The sequence below is a fragment of the Streptomyces sp. NBC_00353 genome (assembly GCF_036108815.1).
GTDB lineage: Bacteria > Actinomycetota > Actinomycetes > Streptomycetales > Streptomycetaceae > Streptomyces.
Window position 1 is genome coordinate 572,697 of record NZ_CP107985.1, and the last position, 13,683, is coordinate 586,379.

Annotated in this window: 19 protein-coding genes and 1 pseudogene; 7 read left to right on the top strand and 13 right to left on the bottom strand. The window is 67.5% G+C overall.

The window, feature by feature from the left end:
- Nucleotides 1–440: 440 nt before the first annotated feature.
- From OHA88_RS02645 to OHA88_RS02655, 3 genes and pseudogenes are all read right to left on the bottom strand, one after another.
- Nucleotides 441–579: pseudogene (locus OHA88_RS02645) on the bottom strand (IS5/IS1182 family transposase); the annotation flags it as partial.
- 99 nt (nucleotides 580–678) lie between these two features.
- Nucleotides 679–1,071, bottom strand: coding sequence for a hypothetical protein (locus OHA88_RS02650; RefSeq protein WP_328624032.1), 393 nt, complete (start codon nucleotides 1,069–1,071; stop codon nucleotides 679–681).
- Nucleotides 1,072–1,087: 16 nt separating this feature from the next.
- Nucleotides 1,088–1,843 carry a transposase family protein gene (locus tag OHA88_RS02655; RefSeq protein WP_328624033.1) on the bottom strand — a complete coding sequence of 252 codons (756 nt, stop codon included), beginning with the start codon at nucleotides 1,841–1,843 and terminating at the stop codon, nucleotides 1,088–1,090.
- A gap of 131 nt (nucleotides 1,844–1,974) precedes the next feature.
- On the opposite strand from OHA88_RS02655, the gene OHA88_RS02660 reads away from it, so the two are divergent.
- Complete coding sequence (locus tag OHA88_RS02660; protein WP_443044157.1) at nucleotides 1,975–2,433, top strand: IS630 family transposase; 459 nt, start codon at nucleotides 1,975–1,977, stop codon at nucleotides 2,431–2,433.
- 205 nt (nucleotides 2,434–2,638) lie between these two features.
- Here OHA88_RS02660 and OHA88_RS02665 read toward each other — a convergent pair whose 3' ends face one another.
- On the bottom strand, nucleotides 2,639–3,283 hold the full coding sequence (locus tag OHA88_RS02665) for a LysE family translocator (protein WP_328629566.1): 645 nt from the start codon (nucleotides 3,281–3,283) through the stop codon (nucleotides 2,639–2,641).
- A gap of 203 nt (nucleotides 3,284–3,486) precedes the next feature.
- Between OHA88_RS02665 and OHA88_RS02670 the strand changes: the two genes are divergently transcribed.
- From OHA88_RS02670 to OHA88_RS02695, 5 genes are all read left to right on the top strand, one after another.
- Nucleotides 3,487–3,660, top strand: a complete 174-nt coding sequence (locus OHA88_RS02670; RefSeq protein WP_328624034.1) for a hypothetical protein — start codon at nucleotides 3,487–3,489, stop codon at nucleotides 3,658–3,660.
- 211 nt (nucleotides 3,661–3,871) lie between these two features.
- Nucleotides 3,872–5,464 carry a tyrosine-type recombinase/integrase gene (locus OHA88_RS44450; RefSeq protein ID WP_443044158.1) on the top strand — a complete coding sequence of 531 codons (1,593 nt, stop codon included), beginning with the start codon at nucleotides 3,872–3,874 and terminating at the stop codon, nucleotides 5,462–5,464.
- 281 nt (nucleotides 5,465–5,745) lie between these two features.
- Nucleotides 5,746–7,386 carry a tyrosine-type recombinase/integrase gene (locus OHA88_RS02685; protein ID WP_328624035.1) on the top strand — a complete coding sequence of 547 codons (1,641 nt, stop codon included), beginning with the start codon at nucleotides 5,746–5,748 and terminating at the stop codon, nucleotides 7,384–7,386.
- Nucleotides 7,379–7,528: a hypothetical protein gene (locus OHA88_RS02690; protein ID WP_328624036.1), complete on the top strand. Its 150-nt coding sequence runs from the start codon at nucleotides 7,379–7,381 to the stop codon at nucleotides 7,526–7,528. Before OHA88_RS02685 ends, OHA88_RS02690 begins: the two co-directional genes overlap by 8 nt.
- Nucleotides 7,518–8,087: a DUF6262 family protein gene (locus tag OHA88_RS02695; RefSeq protein ID WP_328624037.1), complete on the top strand. Its 570-nt coding sequence runs from the start codon at nucleotides 7,518–7,520 to the stop codon at nucleotides 8,085–8,087. Before OHA88_RS02690 ends, OHA88_RS02695 begins: the two co-directional genes overlap by 11 nt.
- Nucleotides 8,088–8,114: 27 nt before the next feature.
- On the opposite strand, the gene OHA88_RS02700 is transcribed toward OHA88_RS02695, so the two are convergent.
- Nucleotides 8,115–8,741: a DUF1963 domain-containing protein gene (locus OHA88_RS02700; protein WP_328629568.1), complete on the bottom strand. Its 627-nt coding sequence runs from the start codon at nucleotides 8,739–8,741 to the stop codon at nucleotides 8,115–8,117.
- A gap of 94 nt (nucleotides 8,742–8,835) precedes the next feature.
- Here OHA88_RS02700 and OHA88_RS02705 point away from each other — a divergent pair, with 94 nt between their 5' ends.
- Nucleotides 8,836–9,345: a hypothetical protein gene (locus tag OHA88_RS02705; RefSeq protein WP_328624038.1), complete on the top strand. Its 510-nt coding sequence runs from the start codon at nucleotides 8,836–8,838 to the stop codon at nucleotides 9,343–9,345.
- A gap of 45 nt (nucleotides 9,346–9,390) precedes the next feature.
- On the opposite strand, the gene OHA88_RS02710 is transcribed toward OHA88_RS02705, so the two are convergent.
- The 8 genes from OHA88_RS02710 to OHA88_RS02745 form a co-directional block, all read right to left on the bottom strand.
- Nucleotides 9,391–9,591: a hypothetical protein gene (locus tag OHA88_RS02710; RefSeq protein ID WP_328624039.1), complete on the bottom strand. Its 201-nt coding sequence runs from the start codon at nucleotides 9,589–9,591 to the stop codon at nucleotides 9,391–9,393.
- 193 nt (nucleotides 9,592–9,784) lie between these two features.
- Nucleotides 9,785–10,012 (bottom strand): hypothetical protein, encoded by a 228-nt coding sequence (locus tag OHA88_RS02715; RefSeq protein ID WP_328624040.1) that lies wholly within the window; start codon nucleotides 10,010–10,012, stop codon nucleotides 9,785–9,787.
- Between the two features lie 55 nt (nucleotides 10,013–10,067).
- Nucleotides 10,068–10,298, bottom strand: coding sequence for a hypothetical protein (locus OHA88_RS02720; protein ID WP_328624041.1), 231 nt, complete (start codon nucleotides 10,296–10,298; stop codon nucleotides 10,068–10,070).
- A gap of 53 nt (nucleotides 10,299–10,351) precedes the next feature.
- Entirely contained in the window at nucleotides 10,352–11,167 is an 816-nt protein-coding gene (locus tag OHA88_RS02725) for a phosphotransferase family protein (RefSeq protein WP_328624042.1), read from the bottom strand.
- 54 nt (nucleotides 11,168–11,221) lie between these two features.
- A complete protein-coding gene (locus OHA88_RS02730) occupies nucleotides 11,222–11,446 on the bottom strand; it encodes a hypothetical protein (RefSeq protein WP_328624043.1) in 225 nt (74 codons plus the stop codon).
- Complete coding sequence (locus OHA88_RS02735; protein ID WP_328624044.1) at nucleotides 11,443–12,558, bottom strand: radical SAM protein; 1,116 nt, start codon at nucleotides 12,556–12,558, stop codon at nucleotides 11,443–11,445. Before OHA88_RS02735 ends, OHA88_RS02730 begins: the two co-directional genes overlap by 4 nt.
- A gap of 156 nt (nucleotides 12,559–12,714) precedes the next feature.
- The gene (locus OHA88_RS02740) at nucleotides 12,715–13,071 is read right to left on the bottom strand and encodes a hypothetical protein (RefSeq protein WP_328624045.1); all 357 of its coding nucleotides are present in this window, start codon (nucleotides 13,069–13,071) and stop codon (nucleotides 12,715–12,717) included.
- Nucleotides 13,072–13,154: 83 nt separating this feature from the next.
- Complete coding sequence (locus tag OHA88_RS02745; RefSeq protein WP_328624046.1) at nucleotides 13,155–13,580, bottom strand: ATP-binding protein; 426 nt, start codon at nucleotides 13,578–13,580, stop codon at nucleotides 13,155–13,157.
- Between the last annotated feature and the right edge of the window lie 103 nt (nucleotides 13,581–13,683).

The window sequence follows — 13,683 nt, forward strand, 5'->3', positions numbered from 1 at the left end:
CGCCGGGGTCACCCAGCAGCCAATCGAACCTGTGCTGACGTTCGCCCGTCGCCCCGAGGACCTCGTCACACAGATCGAGAACGTACGCCTCATCGCTGTCGTCTCTGGCCATGCTCCAGGATGACACCACCGCAGGCGCAAAGCGGATCCCCGTGCGTGATAACGTCCACCGCCCTTCTTGGACGGACTGGGAGCAAAATGGCAATGTCGTCACTAAGCACGCGAAACGCACTCATATTCAGCTTGGGACTCTCGCTTCCGATCTCGGCAGCCATCCTGATTGTCAGCTTCAAAGATGAGCCCGCATCCACGCCATCAACCAACGCGGCCTCCACACCGACCCCACCGCGAACGCCTCCGACCGAGACGATGACAGCCGATACCCCCACGGCGAGCACTACAACCACAGCCACAGCCACAGCAGTGAGCCTTTTCCAACCTGAGGTTGAGGCGTGGTGAAGGACGAGAACGGTCTTCACGATGTCGGTGGTTGGTGCTGCAGCGGAGCTTCCGCAGACGGCGCCAGCTTTTGAAGGTGGCCATGGCCTGCTCGCCGATGTATCGGATCTTGGCGTGGCTGCTGTGGCGGATGCGTACTGGCCGGGGGCCGCGCCCGCGCGGAGACGACGGGGCCGTTCCCGGTGACACGCACCGGGGATGGGCCCGTCGCCCGTTCGTTCAGGAAGCCCGGATCGCCCGGTCGATCTCCGCGCCGGTACGCGCCACGACGACGGGCCACTCATCCCTGAGGGAGGCGGGCAGAAGCTCGCGGTCCTCGTCCTGCTGGATCATGGTCGGCCCGCCCGGGACGACGAGCACGGCACCCAGCCGTCGCAGCAGGACGGCCAGGAGGTCCATGATCCCGTCCCCTCCGAAGCGGTTGAAGGTGATGCCGGTCGGGTTGTTGAAGTACACACCCGCCTCCTCCCCCTCCGCCGTACTCACCAGCAGGAAGTCCGTCTCGGGGTCCCGCAGCACCGCATAGGGGCCAAGGACCTCGTGCGCGGCACTCATGTCCAGCGTCGCCGGCTCACCGTTCTCGAACCGGCACACGAAGATGTCAAAACTCATGGAGTCTGTTCTAACCTCAGGTTGAGGCGTGGTGAAGGACGACGACGGCCTTCACAATGTCGGTGATCCGGTTGGTGCCGCAGCGGAGCTTTCGCAGGAGGCGCCAGCCCTTCAGGGTGGCCATGGCCTGCTCGCCGAGACAGCGGATCTTGGCGTGGGTACTGTTGTGTCGCCGCTTCCAGCGCTTGAGCAGACGGCCCCTGAACGGCACCCGGACGGGGCGCCCGGCGCCCTGGTAAGCCTTGTCCGCCCAGCACTTCACGTCGGCCTCGGTGAGCGCGTCGATGATGCCGTGGCGCCGCGCGGCGGTCAGGTCATGGGTCGATCCGGGCAATGCCGGCGAGGACCACAGCAGTCGACCGAACGGGTCGGTGAGGACCTGGACGTTCATGCCGTGGCGTTTGTGTTTTCCGGAGTAGTACGGGGTGTCGGCGGCGATCCGGTCGATCGGCAGCAGGGTGCCGTCCAGGATCACGAAGGCTTTCGCCTGTACGGTCTTCATCGCCTCGGTCAGGGTCGGCGCGGCGGCGGCCAGGACGTCGATCACCTCACGTATGTATCGGTACACGGTCGCGACGCCGATGCCGAACCCTGCGGCGAGCCGCGCGTAGGTGTCCCCGCACCGCAGGTGGGCGAGGACGAGCAGGGCCTGACGGCCGACAGGCAGCCGTCGCCACCGGGTCCCGATCTCTCGCTGCCGGGCACGGAGCCGCGTGGTCAGGTAGCGCAGGGTGCCGCTGGACAGATCAATCGACGAGGGGTAGACAAGCACGCGAAGCTCCTGACGGACACGGGTGATCTTGGTCGAGAACCCGTCCACCAGGAGCTTCGTCGTTCTGTACAGCTGGCAACCTCCAACACCTCACCGCCGCAGCCAGGTTGGAAAAGGCTCACTGTGCTGCCATGACGTCGACCTCTTCTCGAAGACCGTGGTGGGTCCTCAGGGGGCAGGAACGAACTTCCGTCAGTCCTCCAGCTCCGCGAGCCAGCGCAGGGCACGCAGACCGGTTTTCTGTGAACGCCATGTCAGCGATCAGTACCAAGGGCCGGATGTACTTCATGGTCTTCACCGAAAGCTTCACGGCCGAGGTTATGTGCCGCTTCCTGGACCGGCTCGCCGGCCACTTCGACCGCAAGGCTTGTCTCGGGGTCGACGGGCACTCCGCCCACCGCTCCAAGAAGGTCCGCGACTGGCTCGCCGCCCACCCCGACGACGTCGAGCTGCATTTCCTGCCGTCGTACTCGCCCGAGCTCAACCCCGACGAACTGGTCAACGCCGACCTCAAACACAGCCTGGCCAAGCAGCACCGGGCCCCGGCACCAGGCCGAACTCGCCGCCGAGACACGCAGGTTCTTCCGTAAACGCCAACGGCAACCGCACCTCGTCCGTGGCTACTTCGGCGGCCCACACGTCCGCTACGTCCTGGGCGAGGACCTCATGAGTTTCTGATCAATAGGACAGTCGACACCTACACGGTGATCCGGAAAGCGCGCCATCCATGCCGCACCGGAGGTCCCGAAACTGACGGCGAGGTTTTGTGGTGTGAAGAGGGTTTGTGGACGGAGGTCAAGCCCGCGCGCGGGCGGGTACCTCTCGGGCGAGGGCGATCGCGACGACGCCGAGAAGGCTCCCAGTGGTCCAGCGTTGCCACTTGGCCCATGCCGGGCGGCTCTTGAGCAGGCTGGCGATTGATCCAGCCGCGAGCACGATCAGCGCGTTCACGGTGAGGCCTACCGCGATCTGCACAGCGCCGAGAGTGAACCCTTGGGCCGTGGTATGGCCGCGTGCGGGATCGATGAACTGCGGGATGAGCGCGAGGTACAGGATGGCGACCTTCGGGTTGAGCAGGTTGGTGATCAGCCCCATCCGCAGCAGCCTCCAGTGCGAGTCGCGCTGGAGGCTGCGTGGCTCGAACAACCCGCGGCCTCCTTGCCTGAGCGCCTGCCAGGCCAGGAATGCGAGGTAGGCCGCACCGACAGCTTTAAAACCGATGTACAGCCACGGGACGGCAACGAAGACCACCGCCAACCCCACGTTGGCCAAAGTCATGTACACGAGGAAGCCCGCCGCAGTCCCGACCAGCGAGACAAGCCCAGCCACGCGGCCCTGGCTGACGCTCCGAGACACCAGGTACACCATGTTCGGGCCTGGCGTCAGTGCCATTCCTAGTTCGACCAGGGCCATGCCGCCGGCTGCCGCCGATGAGATCATCACACACGCCACCATGTCAGACGTGGCACAACAAGCGGCACCCGGCATCCGGTCGGCGGTGCTCCAGGTGATGGGGGCGCGCACCCACGGCGGCTGAGGTGGCCCGCACGTCCGCTACGTCCTGAACGAGAACCCCATGAGTTTCTGATCAATATGACGTCCAAGCCCCAATCTCGGCGTTCGACAAGGGAAGGACCACACCCATGGAACCACAGAGCTGGCGCGGCATCAGCGTCAAGTGGACGCGTCCCCACGCGTCCGACCTCGTTGTGGCGGCAGCCCTCTACTACCTGCTCTGCCTGCAGCCGGAGGAGCCCAAGCTCGCCGCCGCCGCCGCGATCGTGTCGCTCCGCTTCCGAGTCGGCCGCGCTGTCTGAAACTCACCCGGACGAGACAGGCCCCCTGCCGCACACACGGCAGGGGGCCTGTTTCGTCCGGCGGGGGACCGGTCAGACCTCGAAATACGCGACGATGACGATCGCTATCTCGGGTCCTGATTTGGCATCAGCTATGTGAGTATGAAGATCACCCTGACGCGTGACGGAGTAATATCCGCAGGTCGCGAGGCACGGATCGTAGCGTCCGATCATGATCTTTCATGCAGAACGAGCCGCCTCGCCGACCGGCCAGCGCGCATGGGCAGTGGTGGACTCGCAGTACCGCCTCCACCAGGAGGGCTGCCTCTTCCTGGCGAGCCTTCGAGCACTCGGGCGTTCGGTCAACACCGAGCGCGTCTATGCGACCCGCGTCGCGCTCTACCTGACCTGGTGCGACGCCGAAGGACTCGACTGGCGCCGGACCGGGATGCTGGACCTGGCCCGGTTCCTGCGCTGGCTGGTTGACGTCCCACTGCCTGCGCGAGGCGCTTCTTCGATCACGCCGAGCTTCCGCTCCCAGAAGACCGCGAACGCGGTGATGACCGCGGTCTGCGAGTTCTTCCGCTTCGCCGCCCGGGAGGAGTGGATCGACCCGGTCCTGGTCGAACGGATGTCGACCCCGAAGTACCTGCGCTGGCTCCCGCCCGGCTTCGAGACGGGAGAGAACGGTCAGAACCGACAGGTCAAAGCAAAGATGATCAAGTTTGCGGTTGGCGAGGAGCCGGTGGAGAGCCTGCGACCGCAGGACATCGAGACCCTTGTCAGCCTGGCGTCCCACGCGCGGGACAAGTTCTTGATCGCACTGCTGGGCTGCACGGGCATCCGCATCGGTGAGGCACTGGGCCTGCGCCGGGAGGACATGCACTTCCTGGCCGACTCCCAGGCCCTGGGCTGCAGCCAGCCCGGACCCCACATGCACGTCCGCCGCCGCAGTGACAACGCCAACGGGGCCCTGGCCAAGTCGCGCTACTCACGCGTCGTCCCGGTGGTCCCTAACGTGGTCGCCCACTACACCGAGTACCAGTACGAACGCGATGCCGTCCCCGAGGCGGCAAGCTGCGACATGGTGTTCGTGAACCTCTTCCAAGCCCCGCTGGGACACCCGATGAAGTACTCCTCGGCGAAGGAGCTGTTCGACCGCCTAGGGCGCACGGCCGGCCGCCCGCCCCCACATGGCCCGCCACGGAGCCGCCACCGCCTGGATTCGCGCAGGAGTGCCCGTCGACGTGGTCCGGGAACTACTGGGGCACGTCTCGCCGTCCTCGCTTGCCCCCTACCTCCACCCGATCGGCGAGGACCTGCGGGCGGCCGTCGAACTCGTGGGGGTGAGGGGCTGATGGCAGCTCAGAGGGCCCACCGGGCCGCTTATCCGGTTGTCGAGGACTTCCCCGCCATTCCTGCGGTCGACCTGACCAACTGGCGCCGCTGGCTGGCAGAGCACACGGACCCCGCCTGGCGGGCCGACGAGTGGGACGCGGGGGCCTGGTTCTTTAACGGCGACGCCAGCAACCCGCTTACCGGCTCCACCCAGTTCACCACCCACAGCTGCTGGACCCTGGTCACTGCCGGGACGGTGCTCTGCCGGCACTGCGTCGTCGCCCACGGCGCCAGCGGCCTGCCGCGCGACGAGTTCATCCAGACCTACCAGCGCCCGGTCCGCATCCGCACACTCTGGGGGACGAGCGCGACCCCTGCACAGTGGAACGGGACGGCCAGCACTGCGCTCGCCCGATCTACAGCCAAGCACTCTGCCGCACGCACTACAGCCGATGGCGGCGGACCGCCGGGCCAGAGACGGAGATGACCGAATGGATCGTCACCTCCGGGGCCGAGCCCCTCGAAGCCCGTCCCACCTGCGCTGTTCGCGGATGCACCATGCAGCGGAGCGTCGCCCTGCTCTGCGCCTCGCACCGACAGCTATGGGAACGCGACCGGCGGGCCGGGAACACGGCATTCGGACAGGCCGGGTGAATCGAATCAGCCGCGCCGTTCCAGCGCACGAACCAGTTCTCCCTGCTCAGCCTGGACGAGACGGTCCGCTGGGAGGTCCGCTACGGCCTGCAGAAACGAACCGAGCGCGGCGGCGTGATCGAACCCACCGCGGTCCGACACATGATCCGCGGCCTGGCCGGAAACACCAGCATGCTCACCCTCGACGCCACCGCCACGGCCGCCGAGAAGCACAAGCGCGGCAACAACTGCGTCGCCCACTTCCGCGAGATCCTCCGGGCCGTTCGCGCTGCCACGCTGGAGTTCCGCGGCGTCGCCCCCACCCAAGCGGATATCTGGGACCTGGCCACCGTGGGGCTGCGGTCCCGCACCCGCACCGGCCGGCGCGAGCAGAGCGCGACCGTCGACCTCACCGCGATCCGCCAGACCTGGCTCCGCGAGCTCTTGAAGCGCTGGGTCGAGGTCATGACACCCGAGAACAGCGACTTCGTGCGCATGTTGCGGGCCTGCCTGATCGCCTCCGACGCCTTGCACGCGCGGCCCGGCGGCGGCCAGACCCTGGCCGACCTGCGCTACGTCGACATGCAGGCCGTTTTCACGGCGATGTGCAACCTTCGCCGCGCCGACGGCGAACTGCTGAACCGCCACGGCCGGAGCACCTTCTTCAGCATCTTCAACTCGATCCTGGACTTCGGCCGCACCGCCGACCTGCTGCCCGAGCTGCCCGCCAGCTTCATGCGCCACCCCTCGATGACGGTCCCGCCCGACGAGACCACCGAGGACGCGGCCGGCCAGGCCATCCCCGAACCCGTCATCGCCCAGCTCGACGCCAACTTGGCCGACATCGGTGCGGGCGTCACCTACGGCGACCTCGCCGCCGAGGACATCCACTTGATGCTCACCACCGCCTACACCGTCCTGCGGGACACCGGCCGTCGACCGGTCGAGGTCACCAGCCTGCGACGGGACTGTCTGGAAGTCACCGACGACGGCGACGTGCTCATCTGGGACAACCACAAGAAACGCCGCTACGGCCGCAAACTGCCCGTCACCGGCGAGACAGCGGAGGCGATCCGCCGCTGGCAGGCCCGCCGCGACCTGATCCCGGTGCTGGCCACCAGCAAGGACTACCTGTTCCCCGCGATCACCCACCGCAGCGGCGTCCGGCACATGGAGCCCGGCTACCTGGGCACCTACCTGCGCGAGTGGGTCAAAGCCATCCCCGAACTCGTCAGCGACCAGCTCAACCACTCCGGGAACCGCCTCCCGTTCGACCGCGCACTGATCTTCCCCTACGCGTTCCGCCACTCCTACGCGCAACGGCACGCCAACGCCGGAATCCCCGTCGACGTCCTGAAAGAGCTGATGGACCACCGATCCATCGTCACCACCATGGGCTACTACGACGTCTCGATGAAGCGGAAACGCGAAGCCGTCCAGACCATGCGCCTGCACGCGGTGGACCGCGCCGGCCGCCCGGCGCCCTTCGCCACTGACCTGGCCTACGAAGCCCGCTCGGTCGCGGTCCCGTTCGGCAACTGCACCGAGCCGTCCAACATCAAGGCCGGCGGCAAGAGCTGCCCCCCTGCGGTTCCAGTGCGCCGGCTGCGGTTTCTACCGGCCCGACCCGTCCTACCTGCTCGCGATCGAGGAACACCTCAACGCGCTCCGCGCCGATCGCGAGACCGCCGAGGCCATGGACACGGACGACTTCGTGGTCCGCAACCTCACCGACCAGATCAGCGCCTTCACCGGAATCCTGGACAACATGCGTGAGCAACTCGGCAACATGACCGATGAGGAGCGGTCGGAAGTCGAGGACGCCAGCGCGGTCCTGCGCAAGGTCCGCGCGACCCAGGAGCACAAGCTCCTGCCCCTGACGGTGATCCGCCCCGCGAAGGACGACGATGCCCACTGACAGCCCCTCAACGGCCCCTGCAGACGTTCTGAGGGCTGCCCGGCAACGCGACAGCCTCGTCAAGCGCGGACGCGTCCTGAGCACCGTCGACACGATGCTTCGGGAGGGCGAGCCCGTCACGTTCGCCACCGTCGCCAAACGGGCCGAGGTGTCCACCTGGCTCGCCTACGCACCCGGCGTCCGCGAGCACATCGAACAGGCCCGCAAGCAGCAGGAGAAGGCATCGTCCCGGGACCTGGACTCCGGCCGGACCGTCAGCCCCTCCAGCACCCGCACCGACCTCCTACTGGCCCGCGAGGAGGTCCGCCGGCTCCGCGAAGAAGTCCGCGGCCTTCGCGAGGGCATGCGGCTCCAGCTCGGCCGCGAGCTAGACCACCTCGGCGGCCACGATCTGCGCGAGCGCCTCGACGAGCTCACCCAGGAGAACCACCGCCTGGCCGCCGAGGCTCGCGAAGCTCAGGGCGAGAACAGATCTCTCACCGACCGAGTCCGAGCGCTGGAAGACGATCTCGCCGGAGCCAGGACCAGCCTCAGGCGCATGATGCGCGAGCACAACTGATCACCCGTCCAAGTACCTGCAGCCGGCTCAGCACTGCCACAGGAACTTCGCACATCCGCACGGCTCGCAGGCGAACGCATAGGCGCCGCCGCAGCCACCGAAGTTCATGGCAGTGCTGTGATCCGGACCTTCCTCAAGCTGGACGATCAGAGACATTCGGGAAGCACACGAGGGACAGACAGGGGTCTCGTCGTTCTGGACCCAGGCGGGAGTCCCGCCGAGCTGACCGAGCACCGACGAAGCCGGGCGACCGCTTCTCGTCGCCCACTCCTCTCCGGCTAGGTCGTAGTCAGGCTCGCCCACCTGCACCAGGCTGACCGTTCGAACGGAGCCGAGCTGAAGCAGTGTCTCGTCAGCGTCAGCTGGCTGGGGCAGCGGGACAAGATCTTCAGCGGGGAAGAGGAATGCTCGGTTTCCACCGGAATCTGGCTCCCAGTCACCGCACATCCCCGGATCGTTCTGGCAGGCGAACAAGGCGAGGACTCCACGCCCCTCAACCTCGCCCGCGAGGTCATCCAAGACCACCTGGGCGAGGAACTGCATCGGCCTGCTGCACTCCGCGCAGCACGGCCACGCAGTGCCGGACGGAGCCAGAGGCACCCCGCCACTTCGGGTCACCTGAGCAGCGGGGTCAACTGGCCCTGCATCGATCATGAGAGTCGTCACGGCCAGGACTCTAGGTCACACCAGTGACACCCCCGCCGGAACCCTGGGCCTCGCCGCTCAGGGCCTCTGGAATCATTCGCGCATGGAATTCGAACTCATACCGCCCATCGGTCTCGGTGCCTTGGTCATCGGCATGCCGCGCGAGGCAGCTGACCAGGCACTCGCCTCGTTCCGCGACCCGTCAGCAATCTCGGAATCGGACCAGTCCGGCAGGTTCGTCTTCCGTCCCAGCGGTCTGATGGTCAGCATTCACTGCTCGCGCGGCGAGCTCGAAGCGATCGAGCTGGGCCGACCCGTCGACGGCCAGGACACCGTCCGATTCCGCGGTGTCGACGTCTTCGGCCTGCCCGCTGCCGAGGTGGTCACCCGGATGCGAGGGCTCACGACGATCACCAAGGCCGAGGACGACCCGGCCTCTTTCGTCGCACCTGACCTCCTCCTCAGCTTCTGGCGCCCCTTCGAGGCTGACGATGCACCCGACGAAGAGCAGGGCTACTACTTCAGCTCGGTCCTCCTGGCCCGCCCCGGCTACTACGACACCCCTGCGGAAGCCGCTGCCAGACTCCGCGCAGTTGGACACCAAGAGCCCTAATCTGACCTGTTCGGTTAATGACGGTCCCCCCGATGCCTGGGCAGATCAGAGTGGAATGGCCTCGTCCACCAGGGTTTTCAAGTCTGCTGGCAAATCAAGTGAGTTCCGCCAGTTCTGGGCGATCAACAGGAGTTCAACCCACGCTTCGCGCGCCTCGGCGTCCGACTCCCCGGAATACACCGCGTCCAGCACCCGCCTGCTGAGAACGTTGATGACCGCATACAGGGCACCCGAGACCTTGCTCACGTCGTCCAGGGGCGATCCCGCAGCATGAGGCGGTGCCCCGTCGAGCCGGACAGTGACGGAGGCAGCCGAGTACGTCCTTCCATGGAGGAAGTCACGAAGGCTGCCGAGCTGATGACGGGACGGAAGAAACGACTGGTCAGGACTCTGAGGCACACCGTCACCCTATTTGAAGCAGGACCGTCACTAACGTCCCTCACGCAACAGCAAACCCCTGACCTGCAACGGAGCCACGTGAACCTGAGATAACGAGGGCCCCGAGGACCGTGACGTGGTAGACCACGCGGGTCGTGCCTTCGGTGTACTCCCGCAGCGGCACATGCCCCTCGCGGGTGGGCCGCTCGGGCCCGATCTTCGGGTCCAGTGAGATCGTGACGATGGCCCGGTCCAGGCGCACCAGGTCCGACACCGTCAACTTCGCCAAGCCGGGTTCGCACTCCGGGGTGAACGTGACCTGTGCGCGTCTGCCGGGGGTGTGTTTAGGCGACACGGGCATCGCCGCCGGTCCCGGTCACGTCGATGCCGTGAGCGGCGAACAGCTCGATGCGCTTGGTCCCCCAGTCGCTGGACAGGTCGATGCCGTTCTCGGCGATGCCGCGCAGCGACGCCGCCAGCAGCGTCTTGCCCGCCTCGTCGGCCTCTGCGGCCTGCTCCAGGATGGGCGACTTCTCGTCGTTGTCGAACACCAGCCGCATGCCTATCCCCTTCATTGCCTCTTCTCCCCTCCGTAAGGTACGCCCGCATCGGTGCGGGCGTCTGTGGTTCAGCTCAGGCCCGCCCAGTAGTCGCACCACTCCCCCGCCAGGCGGGTCATGTGTTGCTTCCACGGTTCGGGGTCGTGCTCGGCGATGCTCTTCCACAGCCGCACGTTCGCGGCCGAGAACGACGCCACGTCCTCACGGTCGGCGCTCTGCCAGGCCGGCAGAACCCTGCATTCCGCGTCGGCCTGCGCCGCGGTATGCCCGGCCTCCATCAGCCGAAGAATCAGGACGACCGGGTCGACCCAGGCCGGGCCGGCCGTGGGCCACGCCCAGTCGATCAGCCACTCCCGCGTCTCGCCGAGCAGGACGTTGTGTGACGCGAAGTCGGTGTGCAGCAGGGCCTGTCCGCTGCGCCAGCGTTCGGCTGCGCCGGGGTCGGCGTGCGCCGACCAGCGTTGCTCGACGGTGCGGACCACCTGCGCCGGCGGGGTGTCGACCTGTGCCAGCTCGCCCGCCAGCCGCAGGACGCGCGGCAGGTCGGGCGAGCCGGGAGCGTAGTCGGCGTGACGACCGCTGACGTACTCGAACCCGAGGAGGTCCCACCCGCCGTCCTGGACGCGCCACAGGATCGTGGGCGTCAGGCGGGGGGCCACGTACGGGTTGATCGCAGCCTCGCGCTGCTGCGACGGGTGCTGCGGGTGATCGGACGGCATGCCTTTGACGAACAGGCGCTGCTCGGCCGTGAACACGCACGCGGCGATCTGGGAGTTCTTTCCGCCCGAGACGGTCTCGGCTTTGAGGAACGGCCCGGTATGGGCTTCCACAGCGTGGTGGACCTGCTCGGGTAGGTGCTCCCAGTCGATGCGCGACATGGACATGTGTGGCGCCGTTCCTATCTCGGGCGAATCGGGCGGGGCTGTCCCGGTCGGAAACTACCACCGGGCGACCGCGCGGGACTCCCAGTACGGGTTGTCGTCGCTGGCGCTGCAGTTGCACATCGTGGCCTCCAGGAACCCGTCCAGGTCGCCCACGATGATCACCTCGTCGTCACCGACGGTGCCGGGGAGCTCCGCCCCCAGCGGCGGCAGGCTCTCCGTGTCCGCGTCGGCCGTCGTCTCGGGCGGCCGCTTGCCGATCTCAACCATCGTGATGGTCATGTGTTGTCCCTCTCTGTGTGCTGGCAGTAGCTGACGAGTGGTGCCTTGGCCTCCTGGTAGAGCTTGGCCAAGGGCCTGCAGGTCCGGCAGGTGCCGGACAGGGCGCAGCCGGAGCAGCCTCCGGTGCGCAGCATGAGCGAGTCCGCGATGCCGCCAAGGCGTCGCAGACCCTCCACGCCTTCGGTCATGAGGTCGATCTGCGGATCACGGCCGATCTTGCAGATCGACGCCTGCCCGAATGGGTCGACGTGGAAGAGGGTGTGGCCCGCGTTGCAGCCCTTGAAGACCCGGCGGGCCTTCTCGTACCGGATGGACTGGGTGGCGAGCACCGAGCCGTCGCCGCCGATGGTCGGCGACATGTTGCCGTAGACGTTGTGCGGCCCGTACTTCTCGGCCAGCGCCTCCATCTCGGCGACCTCGTGCTGGTTCTCCTTGGCCACCACCACGTTCATCCGCATCGGCATCCCGGCCTCGCGGGCGGCGTCCAGGCCGCGCATGAACCGCTTGAAGCTGCCGCGGCAGCGGGTGATGGCGTCGTAGGTCGCCTCGGTGGCCCCGTACACGCTGATCGTGAGCCGGTACGGGGGACGTCCCCGGAACAGGTCCTGGATCATCTCGGAGTGCAGGCGGGACCCGTTGGTGGAGACCTGCATCATCATGCCGAGGTCGTAGGCGTAGGCGTACACCTGCGGGAACCGCCGGTCGATCAGCGGCTCTCCGCCGGTGATCTGCAGGTACACCACGCCGGCGTCGGCCATGATGCCGAGGAGCTGCTTCTGCTGCTCCCAGCTCATGCCCTCGAACCGCTTCTCGCCGAGGTAGCAGAACTCGCAGTCGTAGTGGCAGCCGAGGTTGATCTCGTAGGACGCGCGGACGTACCCGTACGGCGACGCCTTGCGGACCAGGATCGCCTGGCCGATTCTGCGGTCTGCCAGGTCCAGGCCCCACGCCTGGCGGACGGCGTCGGCGGTCCACTGCGGGACCGGGGTGTTCGGGTGGGCGTCGGCCAGCTCCTTGAAGCGGGCGGCGCCCAGGCGCAGCCCGTTGTGCTGGCCGGGGCGCAGTAACAGGTGCCCGTCCATGAACGGGCTGGCGATCAGAGCGTGCTGCATGTCCCCTCCTTTGCCGGTGAACCCGTCCGGCCGCGTCGGGGAGGCGACGCGGCCGGACGGGTGCTGGAAGGAAGAGGGGCGGTTCCCCTCTTCCTCAAGCCTTATTTGAGCTGCATTCGGGGTTGGGTATAAGATTTTTCCGGACAAAACTGCAGGTCAGAGCCCTGATGGGCCCACCGTGCGCGGGTCCGCCGGCGCCCCGGCCACCCGGAGGATCGAACCGATCGGCACCGCCGACGTCGGGTCCGACAGCGCGGCCACCGCAGCCTCCAGCCGCTGCGGGTCCGCCCCCAGGAACCGCGTGGTCGCCTCCGCGATCGCGTCCGCCAGGTGCGCCCGCATCCGCGCCTCGTGCCGGTTCAACGCGATCTGGACCGCCGCCGCCTCCGCGCTGGGGATCAGATCGCTGGTGACCCGCTGCCTCGGCTGCACACCGAACGTCATCATCAACACGAGCTGCCCGCGCTCCTGATCGAAGGTCACACGGAACGGCATCTCAGCTTCGGGGTTCACGGCACGGCTCACATTCGACGTCAACGGGTACAGGCCAAAACCGGCCCGGCGGCGCGACGGGGGGCGCACCACCGGACCGGCGCTCATGGGGTGGGCGTCCGGGGAATGGTCGCCCACACGGTCTTGCCGACCGGGTCACGGTGCCGGGCCCCGAAGTCGGAGGCGGCCGCACGGACCAGGAACAGCCCCCGGCCGCTCTCCGCGTGAGTCGGCGGGACCACCGGCCGGGGCGGGTTGCGGCTCGGGTCGGACACCTCCAGCAATAGCTCCGCACCGTCGTCAGTGACCTGCAGGTGCACCAGGTGCTGGTTGTCGCAGTGCCGGATGGCGTTGGTGACCAGCTCGCTGGTGATCAGGACGGCGGTGTCCACCGCCTCCTCGGGCACCTGCCAGCCGGTCAGGGCCGAACGGAGCTGCCGGCGGGCCTCACTCACCGTCTTCGGGAACGGCGTCAGCCACAGATCCCACGTCAGCGTGGTCAACCCGTCGCCCGTGGGCTCGTCATGCATGGTGATTGCGGGCACAGTGCTCCCCCTACGTGGGGGCGTCGCCCCCGTCGAGGTTTCCAAGAGGTCACACCGCCGAAGCGGTGTGTGTCGAGAGCGTCCCGCC